Source organism: Rhodococcus sp. ARC_M6, assembly GCF_022810305.1.
GTDB lineage: Bacteria > Actinomycetota > Actinomycetes > Mycobacteriales > Mycobacteriaceae > Rhodococcus_F.
The window spans coordinates 1-26,149 of record NZ_JALGQH010000011.1; the positions used below are offsets into that span (position 1 = coordinate 1).

At 60.9% G+C, this 26,149-nt stretch carries 23 protein-coding genes and 1 riboswitch; of the genes, 13 read left to right on the forward strand and 10 right to left on the reverse strand.

Annotated elements, in window-relative coordinates:
* Positions 1-154: 154 nt before the first annotated feature.
* Entirely contained in the window at positions 155-1,561 is a 1,407-nt protein-coding gene (locus MTX36_RS13740; RefSeq protein ID WP_243620307.1) for a PLP-dependent aminotransferase family protein, read from the reverse strand.
* A 49-nt stretch (positions 1,562-1,610) separates the two neighbouring features.
* Between MTX36_RS13740 and MTX36_RS13745 the strand changes: the two genes are divergently transcribed.
* From MTX36_RS13745 to MTX36_RS13765, 5 genes are all read left to right on the forward strand, one after another.
* Positions 1,611-2,069 carry a carboxymuconolactone decarboxylase family protein gene (locus tag MTX36_RS13745; protein WP_243620308.1) on the forward strand — a complete coding sequence of 153 codons (459 nt, stop codon included), beginning with the start codon at positions 1,611-1,613 and terminating at the stop codon, positions 2,067-2,069.
* 454 nt (positions 2,070-2,523) lie between these two features.
* On the forward strand, positions 2,524-2,976 hold the full coding sequence (locus MTX36_RS13750; RefSeq protein ID WP_243620310.1) for a class F sortase: 453 nt from the start codon (positions 2,524-2,526) through the stop codon (positions 2,974-2,976).
* 52 nt (positions 2,977-3,028) lie between these two features.
* Positions 3,029-3,826: an SDR family NAD(P)-dependent oxidoreductase gene (locus MTX36_RS13755; RefSeq protein ID WP_243620312.1), complete on the forward strand. Its 798-nt coding sequence runs from the start codon at positions 3,029-3,031 to the stop codon at positions 3,824-3,826.
* Positions 3,827-3,860: 34 nt separating this feature from the next.
* The gene (locus MTX36_RS13760) at positions 3,861-4,505 is read left to right on the forward strand and encodes a GntR family transcriptional regulator (protein WP_243620440.1); all 645 of its coding nucleotides are present in this window, start codon (positions 3,861-3,863) and stop codon (positions 4,503-4,505) included.
* A complete protein-coding gene (locus tag MTX36_RS13765) occupies positions 4,505-5,767 on the forward strand; it encodes an MFS transporter (protein WP_243620313.1) in 1,263 nt (420 codons plus the stop codon). Before MTX36_RS13760 ends, MTX36_RS13765 begins: the two co-directional genes overlap by 1 nt.
* Here MTX36_RS13765 and MTX36_RS13770 read toward each other — a convergent pair.
* The 4 genes from MTX36_RS13770 to MTX36_RS13785 all read right to left on the reverse strand — a co-directional run bounded on the left by MTX36_RS13770 (position 5,753) and on the right by MTX36_RS13785 (position 13,749).
* Entirely contained in the window at positions 5,753-7,081 is a 1,329-nt protein-coding gene (locus MTX36_RS13770) for a M1 family metallopeptidase (protein ID WP_374230481.1), read from the reverse strand. The two genes, MTX36_RS13765 and MTX36_RS13770, sit on opposite strands and share 15 nt — an antisense overlap.
* Positions 7,066-10,980 (reverse strand): Pls/PosA family non-ribosomal peptide synthetase, encoded by a 3,915-nt coding sequence (locus tag MTX36_RS13775; protein WP_243620316.1) that lies wholly within the window; start codon positions 10,978-10,980, stop codon positions 7,066-7,068. The genes MTX36_RS13770 and MTX36_RS13775 overlap by 16 nt, the downstream gene beginning before the upstream one ends.
* A gap of 97 nt (positions 10,981-11,077) precedes the next feature.
* Positions 11,078-12,934: a BCCT family transporter gene (locus tag MTX36_RS13780; RefSeq protein WP_243620317.1), complete on the reverse strand. Its 1,857-nt coding sequence runs from the start codon at positions 12,932-12,934 to the stop codon at positions 11,078-11,080.
* 425 nt (positions 12,935-13,359) lie between these two features.
* Complete coding sequence (locus tag MTX36_RS13785) at positions 13,360-13,749, reverse strand: hypothetical protein (protein WP_243620319.1); 390 nt, start codon at positions 13,747-13,749, stop codon at positions 13,360-13,362.
* A 103-nt stretch (positions 13,750-13,852) separates the two neighbouring features.
* Here MTX36_RS13785 and MTX36_RS13790 point away from each other — a divergent pair, with 103 nt between their 5' ends.
* From MTX36_RS13790 to MTX36_RS13800, 3 genes are all read left to right on the forward strand, one after another.
* Positions 13,853-14,206 carry a VOC family protein gene (locus MTX36_RS13790; protein ID WP_243620321.1) on the forward strand — a complete coding sequence of 118 codons (354 nt, stop codon included), beginning with the start codon at positions 13,853-13,855 and terminating at the stop codon, positions 14,204-14,206.
* 145 nt (positions 14,207-14,351) lie between these two features.
* Positions 14,352-14,466, forward strand: a riboswitch (SAM riboswitch).
* 53 nt (positions 14,467-14,519) lie between these two features.
* A complete protein-coding gene (locus MTX36_RS13795) occupies positions 14,520-15,845 on the forward strand; it encodes an aminotransferase class V-fold PLP-dependent enzyme (RefSeq protein WP_243620322.1) in 1,326 nt (441 codons plus the stop codon).
* Positions 15,846-15,976: 131 nt separating this feature from the next.
* The gene (locus MTX36_RS13800; protein WP_243620325.1) at positions 15,977-16,591 is read left to right on the forward strand and encodes a hypothetical protein; all 615 of its coding nucleotides are present in this window, start codon (positions 15,977-15,979) and stop codon (positions 16,589-16,591) included.
* Here MTX36_RS13800 and MTX36_RS13805 read toward each other — a convergent pair.
* On the reverse strand, positions 16,570-17,451 hold the full coding sequence (locus MTX36_RS13805) for a PaaX family transcriptional regulator C-terminal domain-containing protein (RefSeq protein ID WP_243620327.1): 882 nt from the start codon (positions 17,449-17,451) through the stop codon (positions 16,570-16,572). The two genes, MTX36_RS13800 and MTX36_RS13805, sit on opposite strands and share 22 nt — an antisense overlap.
* A gap of 148 nt (positions 17,452-17,599) precedes the next feature.
* Between MTX36_RS13805 and MTX36_RS13810 the strand changes: the two genes are divergently transcribed.
* A complete protein-coding gene (locus MTX36_RS13810; RefSeq protein ID WP_243620328.1) occupies positions 17,600-18,601 on the forward strand; it encodes a S9 family peptidase in 1,002 nt (333 codons plus the stop codon).
* An 884-nt stretch (positions 18,602-19,485) separates the two neighbouring features.
* Here MTX36_RS13810 and MTX36_RS13815 read toward each other — a convergent pair.
* The 3 genes from MTX36_RS13815 to MTX36_RS13825 form a co-directional block, all read right to left on the reverse strand.
* A complete protein-coding gene (locus tag MTX36_RS13815) occupies positions 19,486-19,830 on the reverse strand; it encodes a PH domain-containing protein (RefSeq protein ID WP_243620329.1) in 345 nt (114 codons plus the stop codon).
* A 245-nt stretch (positions 19,831-20,075) separates the two neighbouring features.
* Positions 20,076-20,666, reverse strand: coding sequence for a CueP family metal-binding protein (locus MTX36_RS13820; protein WP_243620330.1), 591 nt, complete (start codon positions 20,664-20,666; stop codon positions 20,076-20,078).
* Between the two features lie 132 nt (positions 20,667-20,798).
* Positions 20,799-20,966, reverse strand: coding sequence for a hypothetical protein (locus MTX36_RS13825; protein ID WP_243620331.1), 168 nt, complete (start codon positions 20,964-20,966; stop codon positions 20,799-20,801).
* 76 nt (positions 20,967-21,042) lie between these two features.
* On the opposite strand from MTX36_RS13825, the gene MTX36_RS13830 reads away from it, so the two are divergent.
* Positions 21,043-21,741 (forward strand): bifunctional 2-polyprenyl-6-hydroxyphenol methylase/3-demethylubiquinol 3-O-methyltransferase UbiG, encoded by a 699-nt coding sequence (locus MTX36_RS13830; protein ID WP_243620332.1) that lies wholly within the window; start codon positions 21,043-21,045, stop codon positions 21,739-21,741.
* On the opposite strand, the gene speB is transcribed toward MTX36_RS13830, so the two are convergent.
* The gene (gene speB / locus MTX36_RS13835; RefSeq protein ID WP_094270956.1) at positions 21,705-22,661 is read right to left on the reverse strand and encodes an agmatinase; all 957 of its coding nucleotides are present in this window, start codon (positions 22,659-22,661) and stop codon (positions 21,705-21,707) included. The two genes, MTX36_RS13830 and speB, sit on opposite strands and share 37 nt — an antisense overlap.
* 136 nt (positions 22,662-22,797) lie before the next feature.
* Here speB and MTX36_RS13840 point away from each other — a divergent pair, with 136 nt between their 5' ends.
* The 3 genes from MTX36_RS13840 (at position 22,798) to MTX36_RS13850 (ending at position 26,085) form a co-directional block, all read left to right on the forward strand.
* Complete coding sequence (locus MTX36_RS13840; protein WP_374230482.1) at positions 22,798-23,442, forward strand: helix-turn-helix domain-containing protein; 645 nt, start codon at positions 22,798-22,800, stop codon at positions 23,440-23,442.
* 121 nt (positions 23,443-23,563) lie between these two features.
* On the forward strand, positions 23,564-24,400 hold the full coding sequence (locus tag MTX36_RS13845; RefSeq protein WP_243620334.1) for a carbon-nitrogen hydrolase family protein: 837 nt from the start codon (positions 23,564-23,566) through the stop codon (positions 24,398-24,400).
* Positions 24,397-26,085, forward strand: a complete 1,689-nt coding sequence (locus MTX36_RS13850) for an NAD(P)/FAD-dependent oxidoreductase (RefSeq protein ID WP_243620335.1) — start codon at positions 24,397-24,399, stop codon at positions 26,083-26,085. The genes MTX36_RS13845 and MTX36_RS13850 overlap by 4 nt, the downstream gene beginning before the upstream one ends.
* Positions 26,086-26,149: the final 64 nt, after the last annotated feature.

Below are 26,149 nucleotides of genomic sequence, written 5' to 3' on the forward strand. Positions count from 1 at the left end.
AGCTAAGCCCTTCAGCGCCGATGGTACTGCACTCGACAGGGTGTGGGAGAGTAGGACACCGCCGAACACAATTTACGAGATAGCCCCCAACCATTCGTGGTTGGGGGTTTTTTCGTGTTCCGGAACGGTTTCGGAGAGCCGACAAAAACTGACGTCACAGCACGGACTCCATTGCCGTGCAAAGCCTTTCCAGCGCATCGGAATAGCGTGACGGCGCCGGCGTGCTGTATCCGACGACGATGCCATCGTTGCCGGTGGAGGGCGAGTCGGGATGCCGGAAAGTCGACATCCCGACCAGCTCGAGCCCGAGTCCTTCGGCAGCGCTCAAGATCGCTCCTTCGGTTCCCGGTGGAAGCTGAATGACCGCATGAAGTCCTGCAGAGATGCCGGCGATCCGTACCTCCGGTAGCCGATGCTCGAGAGTGCCGACCAACTGGTCGCGTCGACGTCGGTACGACGTACGCATCTTGCGGATATGAGCGTCGAACCGTCCCGAGTTGATGAAATCCGCGAGCGTCAACTGTTCAGTTGCGCTGACCCACCGCTCGTACGGTCCTTTGAGCGCCAGAACTGGTTCGATCAGTCTGTCCGGCAGTACCATCCATCCGATGCGAATGGCCGGCGAGAGTGTCTTGCTGACCGTCCCCAAGTAGACGACGTGTTGAGGTGCGATGGCTTGGAGGGCGCCGACAGGTTTGCGGTCGTATCTGAATTCGCCGTCATAGTCGTCCTCGATTACGATCCCACCCGAGTCAGACGCCCATTCCAAAGCAGTTCTGCGCCTACTGGGTATCAAGGGGCCGCCGAGCGGAAACTGATGGGTAGGTGTGAGCAGCGCGACCTTCGCCTGAGTCGAGGCCAACTGTTCTGTGCAAGTGCCGAATTCGTCTACGAGTATTGGGACGGTACGAATTCCTTCGGCGGCTAGGAGGTTTCGGTGCAAGTGGAGGCCGTAGGCGTCTACCGCGACAGTTTGCTGGAGAACCCGAGCGATAAGCGTCAGCCCATGCCCTGAGCTCGCGCAGATGACGATGTGCTCAGGATCGGTGCGCACACCGCGGGTCCGCCCCAAATATGAACTGAGTGCCGTGCGGAGTTCGATTCGCCCTCGGGGATCTGTAGCCGAAAATGCGTCGTTCGGCGCCGATGTCAGTGACCTCCGCGCCGAGGAAATCCACTGTGCCCGCGGAAATGACGACACATCAGGAGAGCCCGGGATGAAGCTGAGAGCGGGTCGGGGTAGTTCTTGTTCGGGACTCTTGGACGGAGATTGCGCATTACTTACGGCATCGGCGTCGGCGCGTGGTGCAACGACGGTGCCCGACCCCTGACGAGTGATGAGCCACCCGGCATTCGCAAGTTCCGTGTAGCAGTCAGCAACGGTGTTTCGGGAGACGCCGAGATCTACAGCGAGACTTCGAGACGGTGGTAGTCGCGTTCCCGGCGTGAGGACGCCGCTGTCGATGGAATTCCGAAGCCCTTGCAGCAGTGCTGCTTTGACACCGATCCCACGAGGCAATTCGATGTGCAGATCCATACCGGCATTGGCCCACGAATTCACTTGCACATTGAACCATGATTCAGGGTCATTGCTGGATTAGCGTGTGAATATGACAACGACTAGCAGCCAACGACTCGATCTCGCAAAATTGGCACCCGAGGTGTACAAGGCGATGATTGCCCTGGACAGTGTTGCGCGCAAAGGACTAGAGCCGACGCTCGTGGAACTGGTGCTTACGAGAGCATCGCAGTTGAACCACTGTGCGTGGTGCCTGGACATGCACACACGTGATGCCCGATCGGCCGGGGTGAGCGAGCAAAAGCTCGATCTCCTGAGCGCCTGGGAAGAAGCGCTGAATGTGTATTCGGATCGGGAACGGGTCGCGCTCGCGCTGGCCGAAGCTGTGACGGTGCTGACCGACGGGTTTGTTCCGGACCAGGTGTACAGCGCTGCCGCGGAGCATTTTGAGGAGACCGAGCTTGCACAACTCATCAGCGTGATTGTCACGATCAACGCGTGGAATCGCATTGCAGTCACCACTCGCAGGACACCGCCGGCTCGCGGATGATCGTGTTTTGGTGTCGGTTCAACCGAAGCAGACATAAGAATCTTAATGACCGCTGCAGTTACCGAAGTTGCATCTCGGAGGAAGGCGTTCAAATGGCCGAATAGGTCTACTTCTTCCATAGGTGCTAATGATCTAGTTGATATCTTTCGTGAGTTATTTCGGATTTTAGCGAGAAGAAATATTGAATTGTGACGCAGATCCCTATTTTGATTTCTTGATGCGGATTTCTGTCATGGATTTCGGGAGATTTGTGACGTAAGTCGTGGCCAACCCTTGGTGCCGAACCGGCCCACGGACGCTTCTTCCTGTGCGTTTGCTTTGAATCTCTCGGCTGGCGTGACGTGACCACTTTGAAACTGGACTGGGAAGTTGCAATACTGCCGCTACGCCGCCAGTTCCGGGGAGCGTCGTAACGTCGAATCAGGTAACGACGACAGTGTCGGTGGACACGCCCATGACACCGAATACGTTGGCGTTGGACCCGGTTGGCGTTCGCGCTCCGATTGTGGACGCGACTGTTCCGGATGGTGTTCTCGCTCCGCCGGACAACGTGAAGAACGTCGGAATCTGGCTCGACGGTGCGCCGTTGGATTCTGTGACCGGCACGACTTTGATTGCCGGTCATGTGAATCTGACCGGGCAGGGCAACGGTGCCTTGTTCGATCTGGGAACGATCAGCCCCGGCGAGACCATTCGTACATCCGATGCGGCCGGCAAGAGTACGTCGTGGAAGGTGACGGCGGTGACTACGCGACCCAAGGCGGACGGCGTCGAGGAAAGCGTTCTTGCGGGTCATGAGGGGCCACGAAAGCTTGCGGTCGTCACGTGCGGTGGGGAACTTCAGTTCGACGGCGGTGTAGGCAATTACGCCGACAATGTCTATCTGTACGCCGATCCGATCGTCTGAAAACTAGGTTCGTGCTGACAGCGAAGGTCCATGTCTGGTTAGTCTCACAGGCATGGACCTTCGTCTTTCGGGAAAACGTGCAATCGTCGCGGGCGGTAGCAAAGGGATCGGGTTGGCGATAGCCCGCGGGCTGGCGGCGGAGGGCGTCGACGTCGCAATTCTTGCCAGAACTGCGGAATCTGTGGATTCCGTTGCAGCGCAGATCTCTGCGGAGTTCGGCGTGCGGGCAATCGGCGTCGTGACGGATACCCGCGACGACGCCGTAGTGCACGCGTCGGTGCATGAGGTGGTGGAGGCTTTCGGAGGCGTCGACATCCTGGTCAATTCTGCGGCGACTCCGTGGAGTGCGGGAAAGCCGATGGATTTCTGGTCGACAACGGACGAAGTCGTTCGGGACCAGATCGAAGTGAAGGTTCTCGGCTACCTCCGCACGGCCCGCGCGGTGGCGCCGCACATGGTTGCGCAGGGTTGGGGCCGGATCATCAACATCAGTGGCCTGGGCGCGCGCAGCGCTACTTCGATTGCCCACACCGTTCGCAACGTCAGTGTTTCGGCGCTGACGAAGAACCTGGCCGACGAGTTGGGGCCTAGCGGGATCAATGTGACCGTCGTGCATCCCGGTGTCACGCGGACCGAGAGGTTGAATGCGCGGATCGTCGGCGAGATGAACCTGACCGGGCGTTCGCTCGACGAGGTGGAAGCCGGTATTGCAACAAATTCGATTCGAAAGATCGTCGACGCCAGTGAAGTGGCTGATGTCGTGACCTTCCTGGCGTCGCCGCGCAGTGTCTCCATCACGGGCGATGCGATTGCTGTGGGTGGTGGTGTTCCCGGGCCGGTGTACTACTGACCTGCACGTAGGGGTATAAATACATCTTGTGTCTATGTTGCATTCGGCTGCGGAGTCAGTCTTCCGTGAAGTGAAGGAACTGATCCTCTCCGGTGAGCTGCCCGGCGGCGAGCTCATCAGCGAGGGCGATATCGCGAAGCGGATGGAGTGCAGTCGGACTCCGGTCCGCGAGGCTTTCCTGCGCCTCGAGGCCGAAGGCTGGATGCGGTTGTATCCGAAGAAGGGCGCGCTTGTTGTGCCCGTCGCCGACGGAGAGGCAGAACACGTAGTTGCGGCGCGTCAGTTGGTGGAGACGCAGAGCGTGCGCGTAGTTGCCGAGCAGCCGCATGTGCGGAGTGCTCTGGTTGCAGCCCTGCGTACCAGCTTGATCGAGCAGCGTGAGATTGCGGATCGTGGTGACGTCGTAGCCTTCAGCGCCGCAGATGCAGATTTTCACAAGATGATCGTTGCCGCCGGCGGAAATCCTTTGCTGGACACGTTCTACGGCGGACTTCGCGATCGGCAGCGCAGGATGACCGCGAGGTCCATCGCGCGGGATCCGGGTCAGTTGTCGCAGATCATCGAGGATCACACAGCTCTTGCAGACCTTGTCGAATCACGCGATGCCGCCGCGTACAACACAGCGGTGCTCGCACACATGCGTCAGGTCCACGGCCTCGGATTTCGAGGGGCGCTGTGATGGTTGTCGAAACGTTGGAGCAGTCCACCGAAAAGCGCTCTGCACGAACATGGCTCATGGTTGCAGCCAGTATGTTTGCCGTGGCCTGGGGCGGCAACGAATTTACGCCGCTGCTGGTGATGTATCGGCTCGAGCACGGGCATTCGCCCGTGATGGTTGATTTCTTTCTCTTCGCCTATGTAGTGGGAATTGTCCCGGCACTGCTGCTGGGCGGACCATTGTCGGACAGGTTGGGGCGGCGCCCCTTGATGCTCCCCGCGCCGCTGATCGCGATTGCCGGATCCACGCTTCTGGCGTTCGGTGCCGATTCTGCAGCCGTTCTGATACTCGGACGTATTCTGTGCGGCATTGCGCTGGGACTGGGTATGGCCGTGGGTGGCTCTTGGGTGAAGGAATTGTCCACGGCTCCCTGGGATTCTGCGGCATCTGATGGTGCCGGAGCCAGACGTGCCGCAATGAGTTTGACCGCCGGATTCGCGCTGGGGGCCGGGTTTGCCGGCGTGTTGGCTCAGTGGGCCCCGCGGCCCGAAGCGTTGGCGTACGTCCTGCACATCGCGATCACAGTCGCTGCGGGTGTTGCCTTGTGGCGAGCGCCGGAGACTCGGGAGGCTCAGCCGATCGATGCGCGTCGACGCTTGATCGACGATCTGAAGATTCCGGCAGCCGGCCATCGCCGTTTCCTCTACGTGGTGGTCCCGTTGGCGCCCTGGGTGTTCGGCGCTGCCAGCGTCGGATATGCGGTCATCCCCGCCTTGATGACCGGGCACAGTGGTGATGCGCCCGTAGCCTTTTCGGCCTTCTTGTGCGTCGTAGCGCTGACCTGTGGTTTTGCGATTCAGTCGCTCGGACGCAAGATCGACACCGACCTCAGTGCCCGCGGCGCCGTCGTAGCGCTGGTCTTTCTGGTAATCGGAATGGCCGGTGCAGCATTGGTCGCGTCGACGCTCACCGTGGCTGTTGCGGTTATTGCCGCCGCGATCCTGGGTTGCGGCTACGGAATGGCATTGGTATCGGGACTGCTCGAGATTCAGCGGATCGCGGGCCCCGACGATCTGGCAGGTTTGACGGCTGTCTTCTACTCGATCACGTACGTCGGGTTCGCTGTCCCGGCAGTACTGGCGATGCTGTCGGAAAGCGTTCCAGCTCTTACTTATCCGTTGATGCTTCTGTTCGGCAGTGTCGCTGCGGCAGCCTGCCTGCTCGTGGTTCTGCTCAAGTCGCGTTCGCACCTGCCGTCGGGAAGCGAGCTAGCGCGGCGGTAGTTCTTTCCGGTTCAGCCACGCATCCCACAGTGGACGCAGCGGGGCGTCGGTGAAACGTGATGCCAGATCGGCGAATTGCTCGGTACTGACAGTTCCGTGCCGATGCTTGGTAGTCCACTGGCGGATGAGTTCGAAGAACTTGTCGTCACCGAGAACTCCACGTAAGGCATGGAGCGTCAAGGCGCCGCGTTTGTAGATTCGATCGTCGAACATCAAGGCGGGACCGGGATTGCCGATAACCACATCCTGTGGTTTGCGCGCGAGCCCTTGGTAGGCGTTTGACGCCAGAGTCTCGGAGGACGGGCCGCCGGAGTTCTCGGACCAGATCCACTCTGCGTAGCAGGCGAAGCCTTCGTGCAACCAGATGTCGCACCACGCGCCGAGAGTCAGGCTGTTGCCGAACCATTGGTGTGCAAGCTCGTGTGCCACAAGGCGTTCGGAGCCGCGTCGGCCGGTGCAGTGATTGGCGCCGAAAATCGAGAGGCCCTGGGCTTCGATGGGGATCTCGAGTTCGTCGTCGGTCACCACTGCGGTGTAGTCGGCAAAAGGATACGGCCCGAACAGTTTTCCGAATACTTCGAGCATCTGCGGTTGACGTGCGAAATCGACGTCGAACGAACTGCGTAGACGTGGTGGGTGAACCGCGAAGATCGGAACCGGGCCCGCGCTGACCTGGCGATGCTCGTACTGCCCGATCTGGATGGTGGCCAGATAGGTGGCCATGGGTTCGGTCTGCTCGTACACCCAGGTGGTTGCGCCGGCCCGGATCTGCTTGCGGATCAGTGTCCCGTTGGCAAGGGCGTAGAACGGCGAATCAGTCGTAATCGAAATGCGGTACGACGCTTTGGAACTGGGATGGTCGTCGCAGGGGAACCAGGACGCGGCGCCGTTGGGCTGGCTGGCAACGAGGGTGCCTTCGGTGAGTTCTTCCCAGCCGACCTCACCCCACAGGCTTTTGATCGGTTCGGGATTGCCGGTGTACTGGACTGTGACGGCGAGGGCTCCTCCGGCCGGAATCTTGGTGGCCGGTGTGATGATCAGCTTGTTGTTCTGGTGGGAGTATTTGGAGCCGCGGGCGCCGTTGACCGCCACCTTGGATACCTGCAGGTTTTGGGCCAGGTCGAAGCTGAACTTGGATCGGTTTTCGGTGGTGACGGCAGTGATGACGGCTTTGCCGGCCAACCGATTGCTGAAAACCTTGTAGGTCAGTTCCAGTTCGTATCGCGACACACGGTATCCGTGGTTGCCGTTGTGCGGCAGGTACGGATCGATCGGGTCGTCCGAAGACTTGTTCGGTTTCACGAGGCGGCCCACGGTGCGATCGGGTTTCCCTGCCAGCGAGTGGACGGCGGAACAGTGTCACCTCGCATGACCAAGGACGCGGGTCCGACGGTTGCACCGGCGCCGATCCCGGCGGCCGGTAGCGCAACACAATGCGGTCCCAGAGTTGCGCCCGCGCCGAGGGTGACGGTATCCATGGACATAATCCGATCATGGAAGAGGTGAGTTTGCACGACGCACCCCCGTTCAACGGTTGCGCCGTCGCCCAAAGTCACGAGATCCGCTTCGGGTAGCCAGTACGACTCGCACCACACGCCCTTGCCGATCTTGGCGCCTAATCCTCGCAAGAAGATGTTCAGAACTGCGGTTCCGGTTGCTGCGCGAGCGAACCAGGGGGCGGCGACGGTCTCGACAAAGGCATCGGCAACCTCGTTGCGCCAGACGAAGGAGCTCCACAGCGGGTGCTCCACCTTGTTGATCTTGCCGACGACGATCCACTTGGCAGCAACTGTGACGGCTCCGGCGACAGCTCCGGCGATCAGTAGGACAACGCCGCTGAGCAGTGCGGCGAGCCAGAACCCCACGGCTCCGACGAGGGCTTCGAGTGCGAACAGCACACCGAGGCCGATGCCGAAAGTGACCATGACGGGGATAAGTCGGCAGGTTTCCACAATCCCGCGGGCGATCTTGAGTCGCGTCGGGGGATTGAAGGTGCGGGCGACGTCGGTGTCTCCGGCGGCGCGACGTAGCCGGACGGGCGGGCTACCCAGCCAGGAGGATCCGGACTTCGCTTTGGACGGGGTGGCCGAGAGAACTGCGACCAGACCGTTTTTCGGGACGCGTCGACCGGGCGCCGTCATTCCGGAGTTGCCGAGGAAAGCGCGCTTGCCGATTTTGGCGTGCTCGATGTGCATCCAGCCGCCGCCGAGACCGTAGCTGGCCACCATCGTGTCGTCGGCGAGGAAGGCGCCGTCGGCGACGGTCGTGAATTTGGGGAGAAGCAGGACGGTGGATGCTTCGACGTTCTTGCCGATCTTGGCACCGAGAAGCCGCAGCCAGCCGGGCGTCAGCAGGCTTGCGTAAAGAGGGAAGAGGAATGTCCGTGCGGAGTCGAGGAGACGCTCGGTTGCCCAGACCTGCCAGCCGATTCGGCTGCGGACGGGGTGGTAGCCCTCGACCATGCCGATCGACAACAGGCGTACTGCTACGAGAGTGATGCCGGCAAAGACCACCAGGCTGAGGATGGTGGCGATGGGAAGCATGATGAGGGACTGAGTGATTGCGTCGCCGAGGGTCTCGGTGTCGCGGATCCACCAGCCGATCAGCGCTATTCCCGCTATGAGGGCAAAGATCGGCACGCCGGCCAGGAAGATTGATGTGACGCCGTAGACCGGAACCCATCCGGGTGCGCGTTTCGGATGTTCCGACGGCCAAGGATGATTTGCCTTGCCGACCTTGGTTGCGGGTGAACCCGCCCACTGTTGATTGGCCTTCACTCGGCCGAATACCGCAGATCCGGGTTCGACAACTGCGTCCCGTCCGATATGTGCGCCGGGCAGAAGTGTGGAACGCGAACCGACGGAAGCGCCGGCCCCGATTTTGATTTCACCGATGTGGACAACGTCTCCGTCGATCCAGTGACCGGAGAGATCGACTTCGGGCTCGATGGAGCAGCCGTCACCGAGTTCGAGCATTCCGGTAATCGGTGGCAGCGTGTGCAGGTCGACGCCGCGCCCGATGTCGGCGCCGAGGGCTCGGGCGTAGTAGAGCATCCAGGGTGCACCCGAAAGATTTGCTGCGCCACTGGCTTCGGTGAGTCGATGCGCTATCCACAATCGCAGGTGCTCACTGCCGCCACGAGGATAGGTGCCGGGTTGCAGGTTCCGCAGTAGTAAGCGGGTACCGATCACGGAGATCGTCATGCGGCCGATCGGCGTGATGAACACGATGAACGCCAACAGAATCCACCACCACGACACCGTCGGCGCCCAGTTGGCGTCGACGAACCAGCCGAGTACGTTGTTCGCGATCGCGAGCCAGGTGACCCACTGCAGCCCGGTCAGCGTGGTCAGCGGAACTGTTGCCGCTACCTGCACCAGTTGGGTTTTCAGTGGGGTGGGCTTGACGATGCGCGCCTCGACGGTTTCGGTGGGCGCCAACTCGTCGAGGTATTCGGCAAGTGATCCCAACCGCGGATGATCGTAAAGTTGAGCGACTGTCACTTCCGGGAAGCGTTCACGTAGGGCTGTCACGAGCTGCGCGGCGGAGAGCGATCCACCGCCTACCTCGAAGAAGTCGTCGTCCAGGCCGGTGATCTGGGCTCCGAGAATCGAACCCCACAGTCCCGCGACCCACGCTGCGGTTCCGTCGAGTCCCAGTGCGGCCCCGGCATCTTCGCCGGCTCCGGGCAATGGCCACGGGAGGGCATTTCGATCGACCTTGCCGGACGTACGCGTCGGAAGCTCGTCCATCAATGCCAAACGAGGAACGAGGGCTGCCGGCAACTGTTCGCTGAGCAGTGCGTGTGCGGCCTTGAGATCGAAGTCGGGGTCGGTGCTCGCGATGTATCCGACGAGTAGTTGATTTCCGGCCGCGGTTTTCTTGACAGCTGCTGCGGCACCGCTGACACCCGGAAGGTTTTGCAGAGCATTATCGACTTCGCCGAGTTCGATGCGTCGGCCGCCGAGCTTGACCTGATCGTCGGCTCGGCCCTGGAACATGAGTCCCTCGAGTTCAAGCCGGACGAGGTCACCACTGCGATACGCCCGGTCCCAGCCGAGCGAGGGCATCGACGCGTACTTCTCGGCGTCCTTCGCCGGATCGAGATAACGAGCCAGCCCGACGCCGCCGATCACCAACTCACCGACTTCGCCGACGGCAACGGGGTTGTTCTGGGCGTCGACGACGGCGAGGTCCCAGCCGTCGAGCGGAAGCCCGATGCTGACGGGGCTCTTGCCGTCCATGATGGCGCCGCACGCGACGACGGTTGCTTCGGTAGGTCCGTACGTGTTCCAGACTTCGCGTCCTTCGACGGCCAGACGCTCCGCCAGCTCGGGTGGGCAGGCTTCGCCACCGAAAATCAGCAGACGGACGGCTTCGAGGGCTTCAGCCGGCCACAACGACGCCAGCGTCGGAACGGTGGAGACGATGCTGACGTCACGGGAGACCAGCCACGGCCCGAGGTCCATGCCGCTGCGGACAAGTGATCGAGGCGCGGGAACCAGGCAGGCGCTGTGACGCCAGGCGAGCCACATCTCCTCACACGACGCGTCGAAGGCGACGGACAGGCCGGCGAGAACACGATCGCCGGGACCGATCGGTTCGTCCTGAAGGAACATCCGGGCTTCGGCGTCGACAAACGCCGCAGCATTGAGGTGAGTGACGGCAACACCCTTGGGTGTGCCGGTGGAGCCGGAGGTGAAGATGATCCAGGCGTCGTCGTCTGGTTCGGGTTCACGAATCGGTGGATGCTCGAGCCGCTTGGGTGCCGTGCCGGGTTGGATGCCGTCGCCGGTGATGATGGCAGCTACCTGGGCTTCGCCGAACACCAGGTCGGCACGCTCTTCCGGGTCGTCGGCGTCGACCGGCACGTAGGCGGCGCCGGCCGCGAGAATCGACAGAATTGCCACGTACAGTGCCCGCGAACCGGAGGGCATCCGGATGCCGACACGATCACCCGCACCGACGCCGGCGTCAGCCAGCCAACGCGCTCCCTGCTCGATCTCGTCGAGTAGTTCGGCGTAGGACAGCGTGGTCTCGCCGTCGTCGATTGCGGGTGCTTCGGGGTTTGCCAGCGCGGATGCCCGCACGATATCGATGAGAGTGCGCGGCGCAGGGGCCTGCGACGAACGTAGGAATATGGACGGAATCCCTGGAAGTGCTTCCGTCGGCTGCGGCTGGAGTGGCAAACCCGTTGATCCTGTTCTGCTCATGAATCTTCAGTCGTGTGACCTGTCGAGTTGTTATCTCACGACAAGTTTGCGAGTTGGTGAACAGTTCTGCCTAATGTGCAACATGCCGACATAGCGGTTATTCCGGATTTGTGCCGCTCTGCAGCTGTCCTTCGGCCGAATCGGCGAACTCGGGTGTATCGAAGACTTCGCCTCCCAGCGGGTCGACGGCCTGCGAATCCTCGGAGATATCCACGACACCGGTATCGGGATCAATGTTGACGGCGTGTGCGGGCACTTCGTGGACAGTTATGAAGACGTGCGAATCTCCCGAATCGGTCGGGATGTCGACTGGGGCGGGGGTAAGTCCGGCCAAGGTCGACGAGATATTCAGATCGCGAAGTCGCTTGACCGCAGGCTGGGGTACCTCGGTTTCAGCCATGGCCGTTGTCGACACCCGAAGATAGCGCGGCGCGGCGGCGACTTCGTAGCGGAAGGCCTTGAGCATCGACAGACACGCCAACACCATGATGATCGAGAACGGCACCGCGGTGGCGATGGCAACTGTTTGCAGCGCGGTCAGGGAAGTACTGCCACCGACGATGAGGAGGATCGCCGCAGCGGTGCCGGACAGGAACGTCCAGTAGATCCGCGTGATCTTGGAGGTTTCGAGATTGCCGCCGTTGGCGAGGATGTCGATGACAATCGAACCGGAGTCGGCAGATGTGACGAAGAAGAACACGATCACCATGATCGCGAGGAGACTCGTGAAGGTGCTCAACGGAAGTCCGTCGAGAAGGACGAACAGTGACGTATTGGTGTCGACGGCACCTGATGCGTCGAGCATCGTGCCCTCGTTGCGCTGACGAAGAATGCCGGAGTTACCGAAGATGGTGAACCAGAGCGATCCGACCAGTGTCGGCGCGAGCAGCACACCGAAGACAAATTCCCGGATGGTGCGGCCACGTGAGATGCGGGCGATGAACATACCGACGAACGGTGCCCAACTCATCCACCAACCCCAGTAGAAGATGGTCCAGGTGCCGGCCCAACCGTCTTCGGCGAACGGAGAGGTGCGCAGCATCAGCTCGGGCAGCGCCTGAATGTAACCGCCGATGTTCTGCACCCAGGACTGCAGCAGGAATAGTGTGGGACCGAGGAGCAGCACGAACAAGGCCAGGAGCGCGGCCAGGATCATGTTGGTGTTGGAGAGCCATTTAAGCCCCTTGGCGACGCCCGACGCTACCGAGAACGTCGCCATCGCGGTGACGATGACAATGATCGTGATGACGAGGCCGTTGCCGGTGTCTACCCAGCCGAGGTAGTCGAGGCCCGCGGAAATCTGCTGGACTCCGAAGCCGAGTGAGGTTGCGACACCGAACAGGGTGCCCACGATGGCGATGACGTCGATGGTGTGGCCGATTTTGCCTTCGATTCGGGCGCGCCCCAGCAGAGGTTCCAGCAGCCATCGGATCGACAGTGGACGGCCCTTGCGGTACGTCATGTAGGCCAGACCCAATCCGACGACGACGTAGATAGCCCACGCGTGCAGACCCCAGTGGAACATCGTGAGTTCCATGGCCTGATTTGCGGCGGCATCGGTGGATCCGGGGATCCGGCCCGCAACCGGTGGTGTGACGTAGTGAGAAAGTGGTTCTGCTACTCCGTAGAACACGAGACCGATGCCCATGCCGGCGCTGAAGAGCATGGCGAACCACGACATCATGCCGAACTCGGGGTTCTCGTCGTCGCGGCCGAGTCTGATGTTGCCGATACGGCTGATTCCGCAGTAGAACGCAAAGACGACAAATCCAGTGGCTGAGAGGACGTACCACCAGCCGACGCCGTTACTGATCGCGGTGTTGAGCCTCGCAAAGGCGTCCGACGCGGTTCCCGCGTAGATCACCGCAAACGCGATCAGTCCGAAAATCACTATCGATGCCGGGACGAATACGGGTTTCCGCAGTCCCGTCCATGCATTTTTTAACGCAGTCATCTTTGCTCCTCCAGCAGTTGAGCATTTGCAGCACACCTCGGCGCCATCGTCGACGTGCTCGGCTCCAGTCAGGTCAAGCCCGGACTATTGCTGCGCATTACAAGGTAGCCCCGCCATTCGAATGGCTCAACTGGACGAAAGTTGGTGCAATGTGGGCGAATATGTGCAACATGCCAGGATCGGAGTCGTAACTATGTTGGAGTGAAAGGTTTTTGGATACCGATCCGACTTGGGCGCGACGAATCTCTTTGGAATTCAAGGAATGATCGATAGCGTGACGGCTCTCGGCGGATGCGGTCTGTCAAGATCGACGAATGAGTCTGTAGGTCAAGTGGTTATGGCAGGCGAAAGTCGCACTTGGGCTCGTGGCGCCGATGAGTCCGAAATGTAACTGTGATGGTAGCCACTGCGGGCCGGGGAGGGGCCTATCTACCGAGTTCCGCATCAATCAGGTCTGCGGCATCTTTGAGTCCGAGGCGGATGTGCTGCTCGCGCAATGCCTTGACCGCTGGAATGCGTGAGTCTGTCGAGGCAATGGCTTTGCGTACGTCATCGACCGGAATTTTCGACGGGTCGATGGTTGACGTCAGCCGACTGTTTCGCGGGTTGTTCCTGTTCTTCCAAGACTGGGCCGTTCCGAATGCAATGGAGATGGTGCAGGCTGCCCAGACTGCGAGTACTACCCAGTTCCCGGTGGTTGGATCGGAGATCACTTGTCCGACGTAGAGCGGACCCAGAATGATGACAAACCCGGCAACTATGCCGGTTCGAATCCATCTGTCGACGCGCTCGCTCGTGCTCCACCTCCCGGTCATCGGTCGATCGTCCCATGTGGCAGGTGCTCGACACGTCGGAACGCACGGACGATGATCAAGCACATTCGCTGTAGTCGGGAGTACCTGCAGACAGGAGAATCACATGAGAGCAACACGCATAACGGCCAATCTCAGAGTGGATGACGTCGAGGCGGCAAAAGGTTTCTATACCGACTATCTCGGTTTGAGTACCGAGGAGTTCAACTTGGGGTGGGTGGCTCGGTACACGTCTCCTGCCAACGGAGAACACGTCCAACTGGTAACGCAGGATGCAACCGCACCCGAGGACTCGGTCATTTCCGTCCATACGGATGACCTCGACGGTGCGTATGAAGAGGCCCGGAAACTCGGCTTCGAGATCGTGCACCCGGTAACTACCGAACCGTGGGGTGTTCGACGGTTCTTCGTTCGAGCACCGGACGGGAACGTCATCAACATTGTGAGCCATCGAGACTGAGGCCACCTCTGATCGGAAAAGTAAGAGTGGCAACGATATTCGGTCGCTTCGAACCTGGCCGGTAGGCGCTTTGGCGTGCGGGAGATCCGGACGCGTCAATGCGAAAGGTTGACAAGGTTGGAAGTTCCTGCCATTCTCGTTGCCAGGTCACGAGTACCAGTGTTCAGCCCCGGCTTGCTGGTCGGCAACCCTCCTCCGCGGTGGGGTGCTCCGGGTGACGACCCGGCTGTATCCGAATACGGATGCGGCAAGCGCGGGCTCTTCCGGGAACATCACCCGAAAAATGAGTCCTTGAACGTGAGGATTGTCTTCGATGACTGCTGTTTTGAGTGCCGAGATCTGTGCCACCGCCCCCATTGCCAAGGTTTCGGGTTCTGACCTGCAGGTTCCCCTCGTGCAGGGCGGCGAGTGTTCGTACGCAAACTTCGACTACGCAGCCAGCGCACCGGCATTGGCCCAGGTCACGGACCGCATCGCAGAATTGCTCCCCACTTACGCCAGCGTCCACCGCGGCGCCGGATACGCATCGCGGATCTCCACACTGACGTACGAGAACGCGCGCGAATCAGTTGCTCGCTTCGTGAACTGCGCCGACGACCAGGTTGTGGTCTTCACTCGCAACACCACTGATTCGCTGAACCTCCTGGCTCAGTCCGTTCCCGGCAGCACCGTTGTCCTCGACATCGAGCATCACGCAAACCTGTTGCCCTGGAACGATGCTCGCGTTGTTACCGCTGCCGATACCGTCGAAGAGACCATCGAGCGTCTCATTGCGGAACTGTGCACCAAGCCTGCTGCACTGCTGGCAATCACGGGCGCATCCAACGTGACCGGCGAGATCCTGCCGATCGCACGCCTGGCTGACATCGCCCACCGCTGCGGCGCGCGCATCCTCGTCGACGCAGCCCAGTTGGCACCCCACCGTCGTATCGACCTGCAGGAGAGCGGCGTCGACTACATCGCATTCTCCGGACACAAGCTGTACGCACCGTTCGGTGCCGGCGTCCTGGTCGGCCGTCGCGACTGGCTCGACGAGGCAAAGCCGTACCTCGCCGGTGGCGGCGCTGTCCGTGAGGTGACGCTGGAGTCCACCGAGTGGGCCTGCGCTCCCGCCCGCCACGAGGCTGGTTCGCCCAACGTCCTCGGCGCCGGTGCTATCGCAGCCGCATGTGACGCACTGACTGCACTCGACTTCGATGTCATCGCAGAACATGAGAAGGCTCTGACTGCGCAGCTCACCGATGGTTTGGCTGCAATCGCGGGCGTCAACTTGCTCCGCCTGTGGGCCGACGCTCCCGACGCCGTCGGAATCGTCACCTTCACCGTTGACGGCTACGAAGCCGGCGAGGTTGCCGCATTCCTGTCGGCAGAACACGGCATCGGCGTTCGCGACGGCCGCTTCTGCGCGCACCCGCTGCTCGCGCGTCTCGGACTGTCCGGCGGAGCCGTGCGCGCCAGCCTCGGTTTGGGCAGCAGTTCGGATGACGTGACCCGCCTGATCGACGCCGTGAGCATCCTGGTTTCCAATCAGCGTGATTGGAACTACGAAAAGACCGCCGGTGCTTGGAACCCCACGCCCGAGACCCGCACTTTCCTCGGTGGCGCCGACATCAACGCCGGTACAACCGAGTGTGTCTGAGCAAAAGCTCGAATGCGCTGACCTGAGTAGGCAACTAGCATGGCAGACATGACAACTGTGAAGTTTGGAATGTGTACGAGCTGACGATCGTCTCGCTCACCACTACACCTTTCTAACTTTCGGAGATACACATGTCTTCTGCCGCTTCACATTCCCTGCATGTAGCTGTCGAGCTCACCGGCTTCGGGCACCACCCGGCCGCCGAAGGTGCTGCCGGAAATCTGCCTCTCATCGGCAGCGACTACTGGGTAGACCTCACCGAGGGTGAAACCCTGCTTGATTTGACGGCTTTCCCCGCCAACGTCATTCGAATTCGTGCCACCGACTTGCGTGCCGCGCAGGTTCGGCGCGCCGGTATCCGAGCCGCGCTCGCTGCGGACGGCCGTGATCCTGACACTGTTGCAGTGTTGGTCGATCTCGAACTCCTGATCGCACCGGAAGCGCGATCGGCGCGTAAAGAGTTGGCGCAGTTGGACAGTGCCTTGACGGTAGCAAGAGTTCCGGTGTCGCTGCAGTACGTCGGAACTCCCTCCGGGCTCGGAAGTTTGATCGCGGATATTCGCGCCGCTGACGTTGCGGACGGTGTGACATTGTTGCCGCTGGCACTGCCGCGAACTCTCGAACATCTTGTAGGAGAGACCATCCCGTGGCTTCAGGAACGCGGTCTGGTGACTGCGTCAACGGCCGTCGACGAGGTTCTCGGCCGTTTCGGATTGCCGCCGCGTCAGCGCACTCTCGCGTCCTGATCGTCACCGATTGCATCTGCGTACAGGTGGAACAGCGACGGTAGGCTGTCGGCACCATTCACCTGTGCCAGAAGCGTCCAGCACTGGGCGGTGACGGAGCGCGCCCGCTTGCCGATCCAGTTGGTGGGCAGTAACTCTGGCGGTAGCAGCGGATCCGGTTCCATGGCTCGCGTGAATTCCGCCGCGAGTTCGATGGTCATCGTGACGGCATCGGTCGCCGTGATCACCGGGGCCTTCCGTAGTTTTTGCAGGCGTGCGGTCGCGACGTCGAGTAGCCGTTCGTATCCGGCCGCGATCGCGTCCAGTGGCCATAACTGTGCCGCAATCTTCGCGGGGTCTGCGAGGGTTCCCACCTTCAGATCGCGAGTGGTCAGCGAAGACAGATACTGTTCGACGTCGAGTTCGGCTGCCGCATCGAGGACATGCGATTCCCAGGCATGCGGCGAGATGTACAAGCCGCCCTGCACGAGCGCGCCGCCGATGTAGGTCACCCTGGTACGCAGCATATCTCGCGCTTTCCGTGACGACTCCGGTATTGCGAATCCAACCAGATGCCAGCACCCGTCCCATGGCGTCGTGGTGCCGCGATCTTGTTGATAAGCGAGGCGGACGAATTCGACGTCAGGTTCCATCTCCCGCACGGCATTCGGAGTGGCTCGCAGCGTCGCCTGCCGCCCACGTCCTTCCTGCTTGAACTTTCCCTCGGCGACCAACCGCTTGATGCACAGTCGAACCTGCTGGTCCGTCATGGCGAGGGCGTCAGCGGTGGCATAAAGGGTGTGCCCGTCGACAGTTCCGTCCATGCGCAGAAGTCCCTCGATCAAAATCCTCGTGGTTACCTCGACATCTCTGTCGGTCATCGCTCGGTCCTTTCTTCGCTTCTCGACATCTTCGCAAATCACTGTACTATCGAATTCAAAACGATCGTTTCAAATTCATACGCTAGGTGGGAAGATGGCAATGGATTCGGTGGGCGAGAGGAAGGGGAAATCGCGTTTGCCCAGGTGGGTGGTTACTCCACTGGCGGTTGTCGTCGTTCTGATCGTTGGCTTGGTGAGCTGGACGCTGTACCAGAACAACTACGACATCCGTGAGGAAAAAGTGATGATCACTGGGGGATCGGTACCGCTTCCGGGAGTCCTGGCACTTCCTGAACAAGGTGACGGTCCCTTCGGACTCGTGGTTTTCGTTCACGGAGACGGGCCGATCGATGCAACACACGAGACCTTCTACCGGCCGCTCTGGGAATCGTTCGCAAAGGCTGGGTACGCGTCACTTTCATGGGACAAACCGGGGGTCAACGGGGCGCCGGGAAATTGGCTCGATCAGAGCATGGACGATCGGGCCGCGGAGACCGAAGCGGCAATCGAGTGGGCACGGGGACGCTCGGACATCGATCCATCTCGAATCGGTCTGTGGGGTGCAAGTCAAGCAGGCTGGGTGATGCCCAAGGTAGTAAATCTCGATCCGGACGTCGCGTTCGTTATCGCCGTGGGCACCGCGATCAACTGGCTCGAGCAAGGTGAATTCAACACCATTGCAGAACTTTCCGAGAGAAATGCGTCGACCGACGAGTTCGAGAAGGCACGCGTGGACCGAGCGAAAAACTTGGAACAGTTGGCACGTGATGCGTCGTTCGGCGATCTCGTGGCGTCCGGCGAGGCTACTGACGGTCTCACCGAAGATCGGTGGAATTTCATTCGGAAGAACTACCGATCGGATGCCCGAGCCGATCTCGAAACCGTGGAAGTTCCGGTGCTCTTGATGCTCGGTGTCCACGACGTGAACGTCGACATTGCGGACACCGAAAGGGTGTACCGCGAATTGCTCGACTCACCAGGTCAATTGGTGGTCAAGAAGTATTCCGACGGGACTCATTCGCTGGTGAAGAAGAATCTCGAAGACTCGGAACTGATGTCGACGCTGGTGGCTATCCTCGCTCCTCGTTCGCTGTTCGTTCCTGGGTATCTAGCTGATCAGACTGCATTCTTGGAGGGAATTCATGGCTGACGGAATCACTGTCGTCGCTCTGAGGGGTGCAGGTTCCATTGGATCGGCTGCAGTTCGTCTGGCTGCAACGTTACCGATCGTGATGTAGACGCTGCGGAGCGACTTTCAGTTGAACTGGCCCGGGCATCTGCGAAGGTCGAGGCTCGCCATGCCGACGTCACGGACAGTTGCACGCTAGGTGAATTGCTCGACGTCGCAGACATAGTTCAACACCGTCGGACCGTTCTTCCGCTTTGGCTTCAGGATTCTCCTGGCGGCGATCGAGGCGAGGACTCACTATCTCGACATTTGCGACAACTGGGAACCAGCTGTCGACATGCTTGAATTGGACTGTGCTGCGCGAGAATCTGGAATCTGTGCGGTGGTCGGAATGGGCGCAAGGCCCGGGACAAGTAACCTTCTCGCCGCGATGGCAGTCTCACGATTGGACATGGTTGACGACCTTTACACAGCCTGGCCGGTATCGACATGGGCAGAATCAATCTCGACTCGGCGGCAGAAGAATTGGGGAGACCCTCGTGGGGCGGATGATCCGTGCTGCGCCTCGAATGTTCACGCGTGCCGGCCACGGATCCTTGCCGATATTCTTCGCCTCGGCGACAGGGGCGCTCGAAGGGCGAGAGATACGCGTCGTGGCACGGATCGCAGACGAGTCGCCAGTATCGGATTTGTTGTCGGATATGGCCCGCGCGACCGGAATCCCCTTGGTGCTGGGGCTCGCTCAGATTGGGTCTCGGATGACCGAAGGAATGATTTCGGATCGAGTCGGTGTGCATTCACCCGAGAGCGTCACCTATCCGGAAGCTCTGTTCACTGCGCTGGCGCGGTTATTCGATCGAGTCGACTGGAGGGAGATCGTCATTGTCGAATCCGAGTTCCGCAAGTCAGTTCTGGGTGTGCGATCCGATGCGACTTCGGATTTCGGCGTCGACGCGGTCTGCGTCTTTGGGGCTGAACGAGGGTGTCACGCGGCCGGTGAGGGTGAGTACCACTGCGGTCTCCTTCCACTGGCGTGACAGATCCAGGCTGTACCACGAGCTGAAATCTGTTGTTCCCCAAATTCGTAGGCGTCCGCTCAGCCACGACATGATTCCGAGGTCGACGGATTCGATCTGCGAGTACGGAACGAACTTACTGACAAACGGAAAGTAGTAGTGGCGGATCGTGACACCCTGATTGTCGATCCGAAGCGTTCGGTCCTCGTAGATTGTCGATGTCCCTGCGCTCACCGGGATCACCCCGGTTCCTGTTCTTCGATGGCCTCGGAGCTCGCCTGTAAACCAACCATGCAGTCTCTACTGGGACGTGGCGCCCGCGCCGGGCGTTATGGGTTTGCGGGCTGGTCGGCTCTGAGGCAACGAGATCGCCTACTGCGCCGGCGTTGTCGATCGCTGCCTGCGCCACCTCTTTTGCCGTGAGTGCGGTGAATTGCTCCGGCCCGCTGCCGAGTTCGATGATGTACCGCCGTTCTGGCTCAGGCGAGCTGGAGCGTGGTCAGGCAGGTTGGGGCGTCGACGCTGGTGGAGATGGCTGTACTGGCTGCCCGGCCGTTATGTTCGACGGTGATGGTCGCTTCTACGTTTCGAGGTAGCCAGAGGCCGATGAACCCGTTGTCATAAGTGCTTGTTGTCGTGTCGACCAGCACTTCGTGGTCGGCGTTGTCGGTGACAATGACGCGAACCTCCTGGTTGCCGAGTTCGCCGAGGCAGGAGGTCAGGCTATGTCGGAAGCAGTTGTGCGTCTGCGAGATGTACGGTGCGACCGAAACGTAGAACTCGTCGACGGGAAGATCGACGACCGATTCGTTGCCCTTGCTGTCCGAGAGTTGGACATTCTCCGGACCAACCGACGCGATCAGGTCGCTGGGGCGGTCGGCAATGAGCATCGTGTCCAGTCGCTCGATCAGCTCGCGGGCATTCAGCCCGTCAAGGCCGTATGCCGTCAGTAGACTGCCGCCGGCAGGCTGCTGCTCCTCGGTGGCCGACGCGCAGCCGGTGAGAAGCAACGCTCCGACGAGTAGTCCGAGGATGGCCGTCCGGATGGTGGTGCTCGATCGGGGTCGCATGATCGTCATCTTAGGACGGATACCCGGCACGGGTATCCGGAGGTGGAGAGGGACGGACATCAGATCGGGCGAGCGCAGGCGCACTGTGTTGCTGCCAGGGTGCATTCGCCTTGCGTTGTTTCGTACGTTGCGTCAACTGTCGACGACCTCCGGTATGCCGGCGGGATCGACGGACCGGCGAAGGACCTTCCCGGTCGGTGTGACGATCATGGCCATCCCGGCGCCGATGAGTGCCCACAGTGCGGCGGTGAGAGTCGAAACGAATACGCCGGCCACTGTCAACGGCACTGCCGCGCTCACGCTGATGACGACATCACACTTGCTGTTTCGGCAACGAACATTGCATGAATCGTGAAGTGTGCCCATCCTGGAATGCATGAGCCACGCACACCATGACCATGCACATGACAACCACGCACAGCACGATCACACGGAGACGACCGAGAACCCGTTCGCCAAGGCGGACGCACAATTCTGGAACTCGCTGTACGAGGAACGCGCTGCGCGCTGGAGCGGAAACCCCAACCCGCAGTTGATCGCTGAGGCATCCGATCTCGAGCCCGGTACCGCGCTCGATGTCGGCTGCGGCGAGGGCGCCGACGCTCTGTGGTTGGCGCGTCGTGGTTGGAAGGTCACCGGCACCGATATTTCTTCGGTTGCACTCGGCCGTGCAAAGGAGCACGTCGAAGGTTCCGGCGTCGATATCGAGTGGCTCGAAGCCGACCTCACGAAGTGGGATTCGCAGGGTCGCTCGTTCGACCTGGTGTCAGCGCAGTTCTTCCACATGCTCGAACCTGCTCGCGGAGAACTGTTCCGGGCGCTCGGAGACCTAGTCGCTCCCGGTGGCCATCTGTTGATCGTTGGCCACTCGCCTCACGAGTCGCCCACGGAGCATCATCGGGCCATGCTGCATACGCCCGAGTACGTGGAGTCGCTGTTCGTCGACGGGTGGAAGCTGCTGGTCTCGGAGTTGCGGGAACGGGATCTCCCCGCAAACCCCGAGAAGATGCATCACACCACGGATACCGTTGTGCTGCTTCAGCGATTGAGTGCGAGTACCGACAGCAACTCGTAGGCGACGTGAGCCGCTGCGATACCGGTGATCTCGGCGTGGTCGTACGCCGGCGCAACTTCGACGATGTCGGCGCCGACCACGTTGAGTCCCACCAGCCCTCGTAGCGTGTTCAACAATTCGCGGGACGTCATGCCGCCCGCTTCGGGTGTGCCGGTGCCGGGAGCGTGGGCGGGGTCGAGCACGTCGATGTCGACGGATACATACACCGGGCCGCCGTCGAGACGCCTACGCATGCGCTCGACGATGCTGGCGACGCCGTCGACCTCGTAATCGTCGCTTCGGATTACCTGGAAGCCGAGGATCTTGTCGTCCTCGAGGTCCTTCTCGCTGTACAGCGGCCCACGAATGCCGATGTGCTGCGAGCGTTCCATATCGATGAGGCCCTCTTCGCTGGCGCGTCGGAAAGGCGTGCCATGGGTGAAGGGCTGGCCGAAGTAGGTGTCCCACGTATCGAGGTGGGCATCGAAGTGCAACACCGCGATCGGTCCGTGATCGCGCGCGAGTGAACGCAGGATCGGTAGGGCAATCGTGTGGTCACCGCCGAGAGTGAGCACGGAGGAACCGTCGGCGCGCAGATCTGTCACGGCTGACTGGATGGTCGTCAGTGCTTCCTGCATGTCGAAGGGGTTGACGCCGATGTCGCCGAAGTCGGCAACCTGCTGCGTAGCGAAGGGGGAAACCTTCAGTGCCGGGTTGTACGGTCGCAGCAGCTTGGAGGCGGCGCGGATGTGGCCGGGGCCGAAGCGGGCGCCGGGCCGGTAGCTGACGCCCGAATCGAACGGGATTCCGAGGATGGTCACGTCGGCGCGTGATACCTCGTCCAACCGCGGTAGACGCGCGAAAGTGGTCGGTTCGGCATACCGGGGGACGCGGGTGGCGTCGACGGGTCCGATGAATGATTCGGGATTGTTGGTAGCCATGCGGCGCTCGCCTGCTCTCGATTCGGCGCACACAGGGGCGCCTTCAGTGATGTAGCTCTCTGAGCAAGTATGGTTTCCTCAAGAGGCTCGGTTGTCAACCCCTGTTTCCTCGAAGGGACAAGGCGGTCGTGAAGGAGTGGGTTCAGTGGCGAAGGTCAAGGACGTAGCGGAGTCCGTGGGTCCACGGATCGGCGCGAGGCTCAAAGCTGCTCGCCAGTCGAAGCGATTGACCCTCGACGACCTGGCTGAATCCTGCGGCGTGACCAAGGGGTATCTGTCGAAACTCGAGCGCGATCACGTCAATGCGTCCGTCGCGACACTGATCAAAGTCTGTGCCGTCCTCGAGATCCCCGTCGGGTCCCTGTTCGAGAATGCGTCGGCCGGAGAAGTGGTGCGCGCCGACGCCAGGCCGCAGATCAGTTTCGGCGGCGAGAAGATGACGGAGTTCCTGCTCACGCCGTCGAATGAGCGTCGTATCCAGGTGTTGCTCGGCGAGATCGAACCGGGTGGGGGAAGTGGTCAGGAGCCCTACAGCCTGCCGGTGGACGTAAATTTTGTTCACGTAATCGAGGGCGGATTGCGCGTATCGTTCGAGGGTGGGAGAACTGACCCGGACGGTGAATCGGTGGACGCGGAGGATGTCGTTCTGGGGGCCGGGGATTCGTTCACGTTCACTCCTCGGCACAACCACAGCTTTCAGGCGGAAGGTGCGTCCTCGGCGAGGGTTCTGTGGGTTCTGAACCCGGCATTGCCGGAGGGGCCGCGGGTTTCCGTCTCCTGAGTTTGACCGACAGGCATGTTGACTTTTAGGAAACAAGTGTTGACATGATTGCCGGCACGGGGCACGCTATGAGTAGTCCCCGTCACATATTGGCGTCACGGAACTCCTGAAGGAGCGCACCATGCCTGTCGATTCCGTCCGAGCCGGCCTGTTTCAGGGCCCTCTCACCTCGTCGGACGCATTTGCCTCGGTGGAATTCAACCTCGACGCCATCGCGTCGGCAGCTCAGGAGGCGGCGGCGTCAGGCGCACGTATCCTCGTGACTCCGGAGATGTCTGCGACGGGCTACGACATCGGCGAACTGGTGTTGCAGCGCGCCGAACCGGCAGACGGTCCGATCTTCGATTCCGTTGCCGAGATTGCTCGGAATGCCGACATCGCCGTTGTGTACGGATATCCCGAACGGGTTGGCAGAGACATTTACAACAGCGTGCAGGCGGTGGGCCGCGACGGCCGATCGCTTGCCAACTACCGCAAGACTCATCTTTTCGGAGCATTCGATCGTGGGCACTACACTGCCGGTGACACTTTGGTTGTCGGGTTCGATCTAGAGGGCCTCCGCTGCGGATTGCTGATTTGTTACGACGTCGAGTTTCCCGAAGCTGTCCGTGCACATGCCGACGCCGGCACTCAGTGGCTGATCGTGCCTACGGGACTGATGATGCCCTTCGGACACATTGCGCAGCATGTGGTTCCGGCGCGCGCTTATGAAAGTCAGATGTATCTCACCTACGTCAACCGTTGCGGCGCCGAAACCGAACTGACCTACTGCGGGCTCTCGTGCGCGATATCTCCGGACGGTCGGGAATTGGCGCGCGCGAGCGATGGGCGGGAGCTTCTCTTCGCGGATATCTCGGCTGGTTCGCTGGCCCATTCCCGTTCTGTCAACACACATCTCGACGATCGACGGCTCGATCTATATTCCGATCTTCACACTTCCAGGGAGAACCGCAGATGACCATTCCCGTAGCCCCGGACAGTTCCTCGGAACCCGGCACGCAGCCATCGCTCACCATGTTCGGGCCGGACTTCCCGTTCCCGTACGACGACTACGTGTCCAATCCGGCGGGCTTGGGTTCGGTACCCGATCTGGCGCTGGGAACCGAAGTTGCGGTCATCGGCGGAGGTCTGGCCGGAATGCTCGCTGCTTACGAACTTCTCAAGATCGGACTCAAACCGGTTGTCTACGAAGCGGATCAAATCGGTGGCCGGATGCGCTCGGTCGAATTCGACGGGCATCCGGGAGTTGTGGCGGAAATGGGCGCGATGCGGTTCCCACCGTCGTCGACAACACTTTTTCACTACCTCGACCAACTGGGTCTGCAGACCGAAGAATTCCCGAACCCGCTCGCCGAGGTCACTCCCAGCACGGTCATCGACCTCAAGGGTGAGAGCCATTACGCGCACACCCTCGAAGATCTGCCACCGATCTACACCGAGGTGGCGCACGCCTGGCAGCGCACCCTCGAAGAGCATGCAGATCTGATTCCGTTGCAGCAGGCCATCCGTGACCGCGATACCGCGGAGATCAAGCGGATCTGGAACGACCTGGTGGTGCGGTACGACGATCAGACGTTCTACGGATTCCTGGCCGCATCGAAGCACTTCAAGTCCTTCCACATGCGGGAAGTGTTCGGGCAGGTCGGATTTGGCACGGGAGGTTGGGATACCGACTATCCCAACTCGATCCTCGAGATCCTTCGGGTGGTCATCACAGCTGCCGACGACGATCACCGCGGCATAGTCGGCGGATCGCAGCAGTTGCCGTTGCGGTTGTGGAACCGTGCTCCCCAGCAGTTGGTGCATTGGCCCGCCGGTACAACTGTCTCCTCGCTCAACGGGGGCAAGAGTCGGCCGCGCGTCACGGAACTACGACGCACCGACCCGGGGCGCTACACGGTGACCGATTCCGAGGGATACATCCGAACCTATGTGAGCGCTGTTGTCACAGTGCAGAGCTGGATGCTTCTCAACAACATTCGTTGTGACGACGATCTGTTTCCGATCGACCACTGGACAGCCATCGAGCGGACTCACTACATGGGGTCGACCAAGGTTTTTGTCCTCGTGGATCGCCCGTTCTGGAAGGACAAGGATCCCGTGACGGGGCGTGACGCGGTATCGATGACGCTCACCGACCGAATGAGTCGCGGTACGTATCTGCTCGATCAGGGTGAGGGTAAGCCCGGTCTGATCTGCCTCTCCTACACGTGGTCCGACGACTCTCTCAAGCTGTTGGCACTCAACGCGACCGAGAGGATGAACATCATGCTGCGCTCGCTGGAGGAGATTTATCCGGGAGTGGATTTCCGCAGCCACATCATCTCCAGTCCGGTGACACTGTCCTGGGAAACCGAGCGTGACTTCATGGGCGCGTTCAAAGCGAATCTTCCGGGTCACTACCGCTACCAGGAGCGCCTCTTCTCCCATTTCGTGCAAAATGATCTGGAGCCGCGACACCGTGGCATCTTCCTCGCCGGTGACGATATTTCCTGGACAGCGGGTTGGGCCGAGGGCGCGATCCAGACTGCGATCAACGCGGTGTGGGGCGTCGTGAACCATCTCGGCGGAGCCTCGCCGGCCGAGAATCCCGGGCCTGGCGACGTGTTCGCGGACCTCGCTCCCATCAGGTTGGGCGACTGATCGAACTGCAACTGCCGAAATGTCGTGCCCGATGGGGGTTGGTACTCCCATCGGGCACGACCTC

Excerpts from the sequence above, each read along its gene's own strand:
- MTX36_RS13800 (WP_243620325.1), top strand. The coding sequence starts at position 15,977 with ATGTCTTCTGCCGCTTCACATTCCCTGCATGTAGCTGTCGAGCTCACC.
- MTX36_RS13845 (WP_243620334.1), top strand. The coding sequence starts at position 23,564 with ATGCCTGTCGATTCCGTCCGAGCCGGCCTGTTTCAGGGCCCTCTCACC.
- MTX36_RS13765 (WP_243620313.1), top strand. The coding sequence starts at position 4,505 with ATGGTTGTCGAAACGTTGGAGCAGTCCACCGAAAAGCGCTCTGCACGA.
- MTX36_RS13755 (WP_243620312.1), top strand. The coding sequence starts at position 3,029 with ATGGACCTTCGTCTTTCGGGAAAACGTGCAATCGTCGCGGGCGGTAGC.
- MTX36_RS13790 (WP_243620321.1), top strand. The coding sequence starts at position 13,853 with ATGAGAGCAACACGCATAACGGCCAATCTCAGAGTGGATGACGTCGAG.
- speB (WP_094270956.1), bottom strand. The coding sequence starts at position 22,661 with ATGGCTACCAACAATCCCGAATCATTCATCGGACCCGTCGACGCCACC.
- MTX36_RS13785 (WP_243620319.1), bottom strand. The coding sequence starts at position 13,749 with ATGACCGGGAGGTGGAGCACGAGCGAGCGCGTCGACAGATGGATTCGA.
- MTX36_RS13775 (WP_243620316.1), bottom strand. The coding sequence starts at position 10,980 with ATGAGCAGAACAGGATCAACGGGTTTGCCACTCCAGCCGCAGCCGACG.
- MTX36_RS13780 (WP_243620317.1), bottom strand. The coding sequence starts at position 12,934 with ATGACTGCGTTAAAAAATGCATGGACGGGACTGCGGAAACCCGTATTC.
- MTX36_RS13850 (WP_243620335.1), top strand. The coding sequence starts at position 24,397 with ATGACCATTCCCGTAGCCCCGGACAGTTCCTCGGAACCCGGCACGCAG.
- MTX36_RS13820 (WP_243620330.1), bottom strand. The coding sequence starts at position 20,666 with ATGCGACCCCGATCGAGCACCACCATCCGGACGGCCATCCTCGGACTA.
- MTX36_RS13760 (WP_243620440.1), top strand. The coding sequence starts at position 3,861 with ATGTTGCATTCGGCTGCGGAGTCAGTCTTCCGTGAAGTGAAGGAACTG.
- MTX36_RS13830 (WP_243620332.1), top strand. The coding sequence starts at position 21,043 with ATGAGCCACGCACACCATGACCATGCACATGACAACCACGCACAGCAC.
- MTX36_RS13745 (WP_243620308.1), top strand. The coding sequence starts at position 1,611 with ATGACAACGACTAGCAGCCAACGACTCGATCTCGCAAAATTGGCACCC.
- MTX36_RS13805 (WP_243620327.1), bottom strand. The coding sequence starts at position 17,451 with ATGACCGACAGAGATGTCGAGGTAACCACGAGGATTTTGATCGAGGGA.
- MTX36_RS13750 (WP_243620310.1), top strand. The coding sequence starts at position 2,524 with ATGACACCGAATACGTTGGCGTTGGACCCGGTTGGCGTTCGCGCTCCG.
- MTX36_RS13795 (WP_243620322.1), top strand. The coding sequence starts at position 14,520 with ATGACTGCTGTTTTGAGTGCCGAGATCTGTGCCACCGCCCCCATTGCC.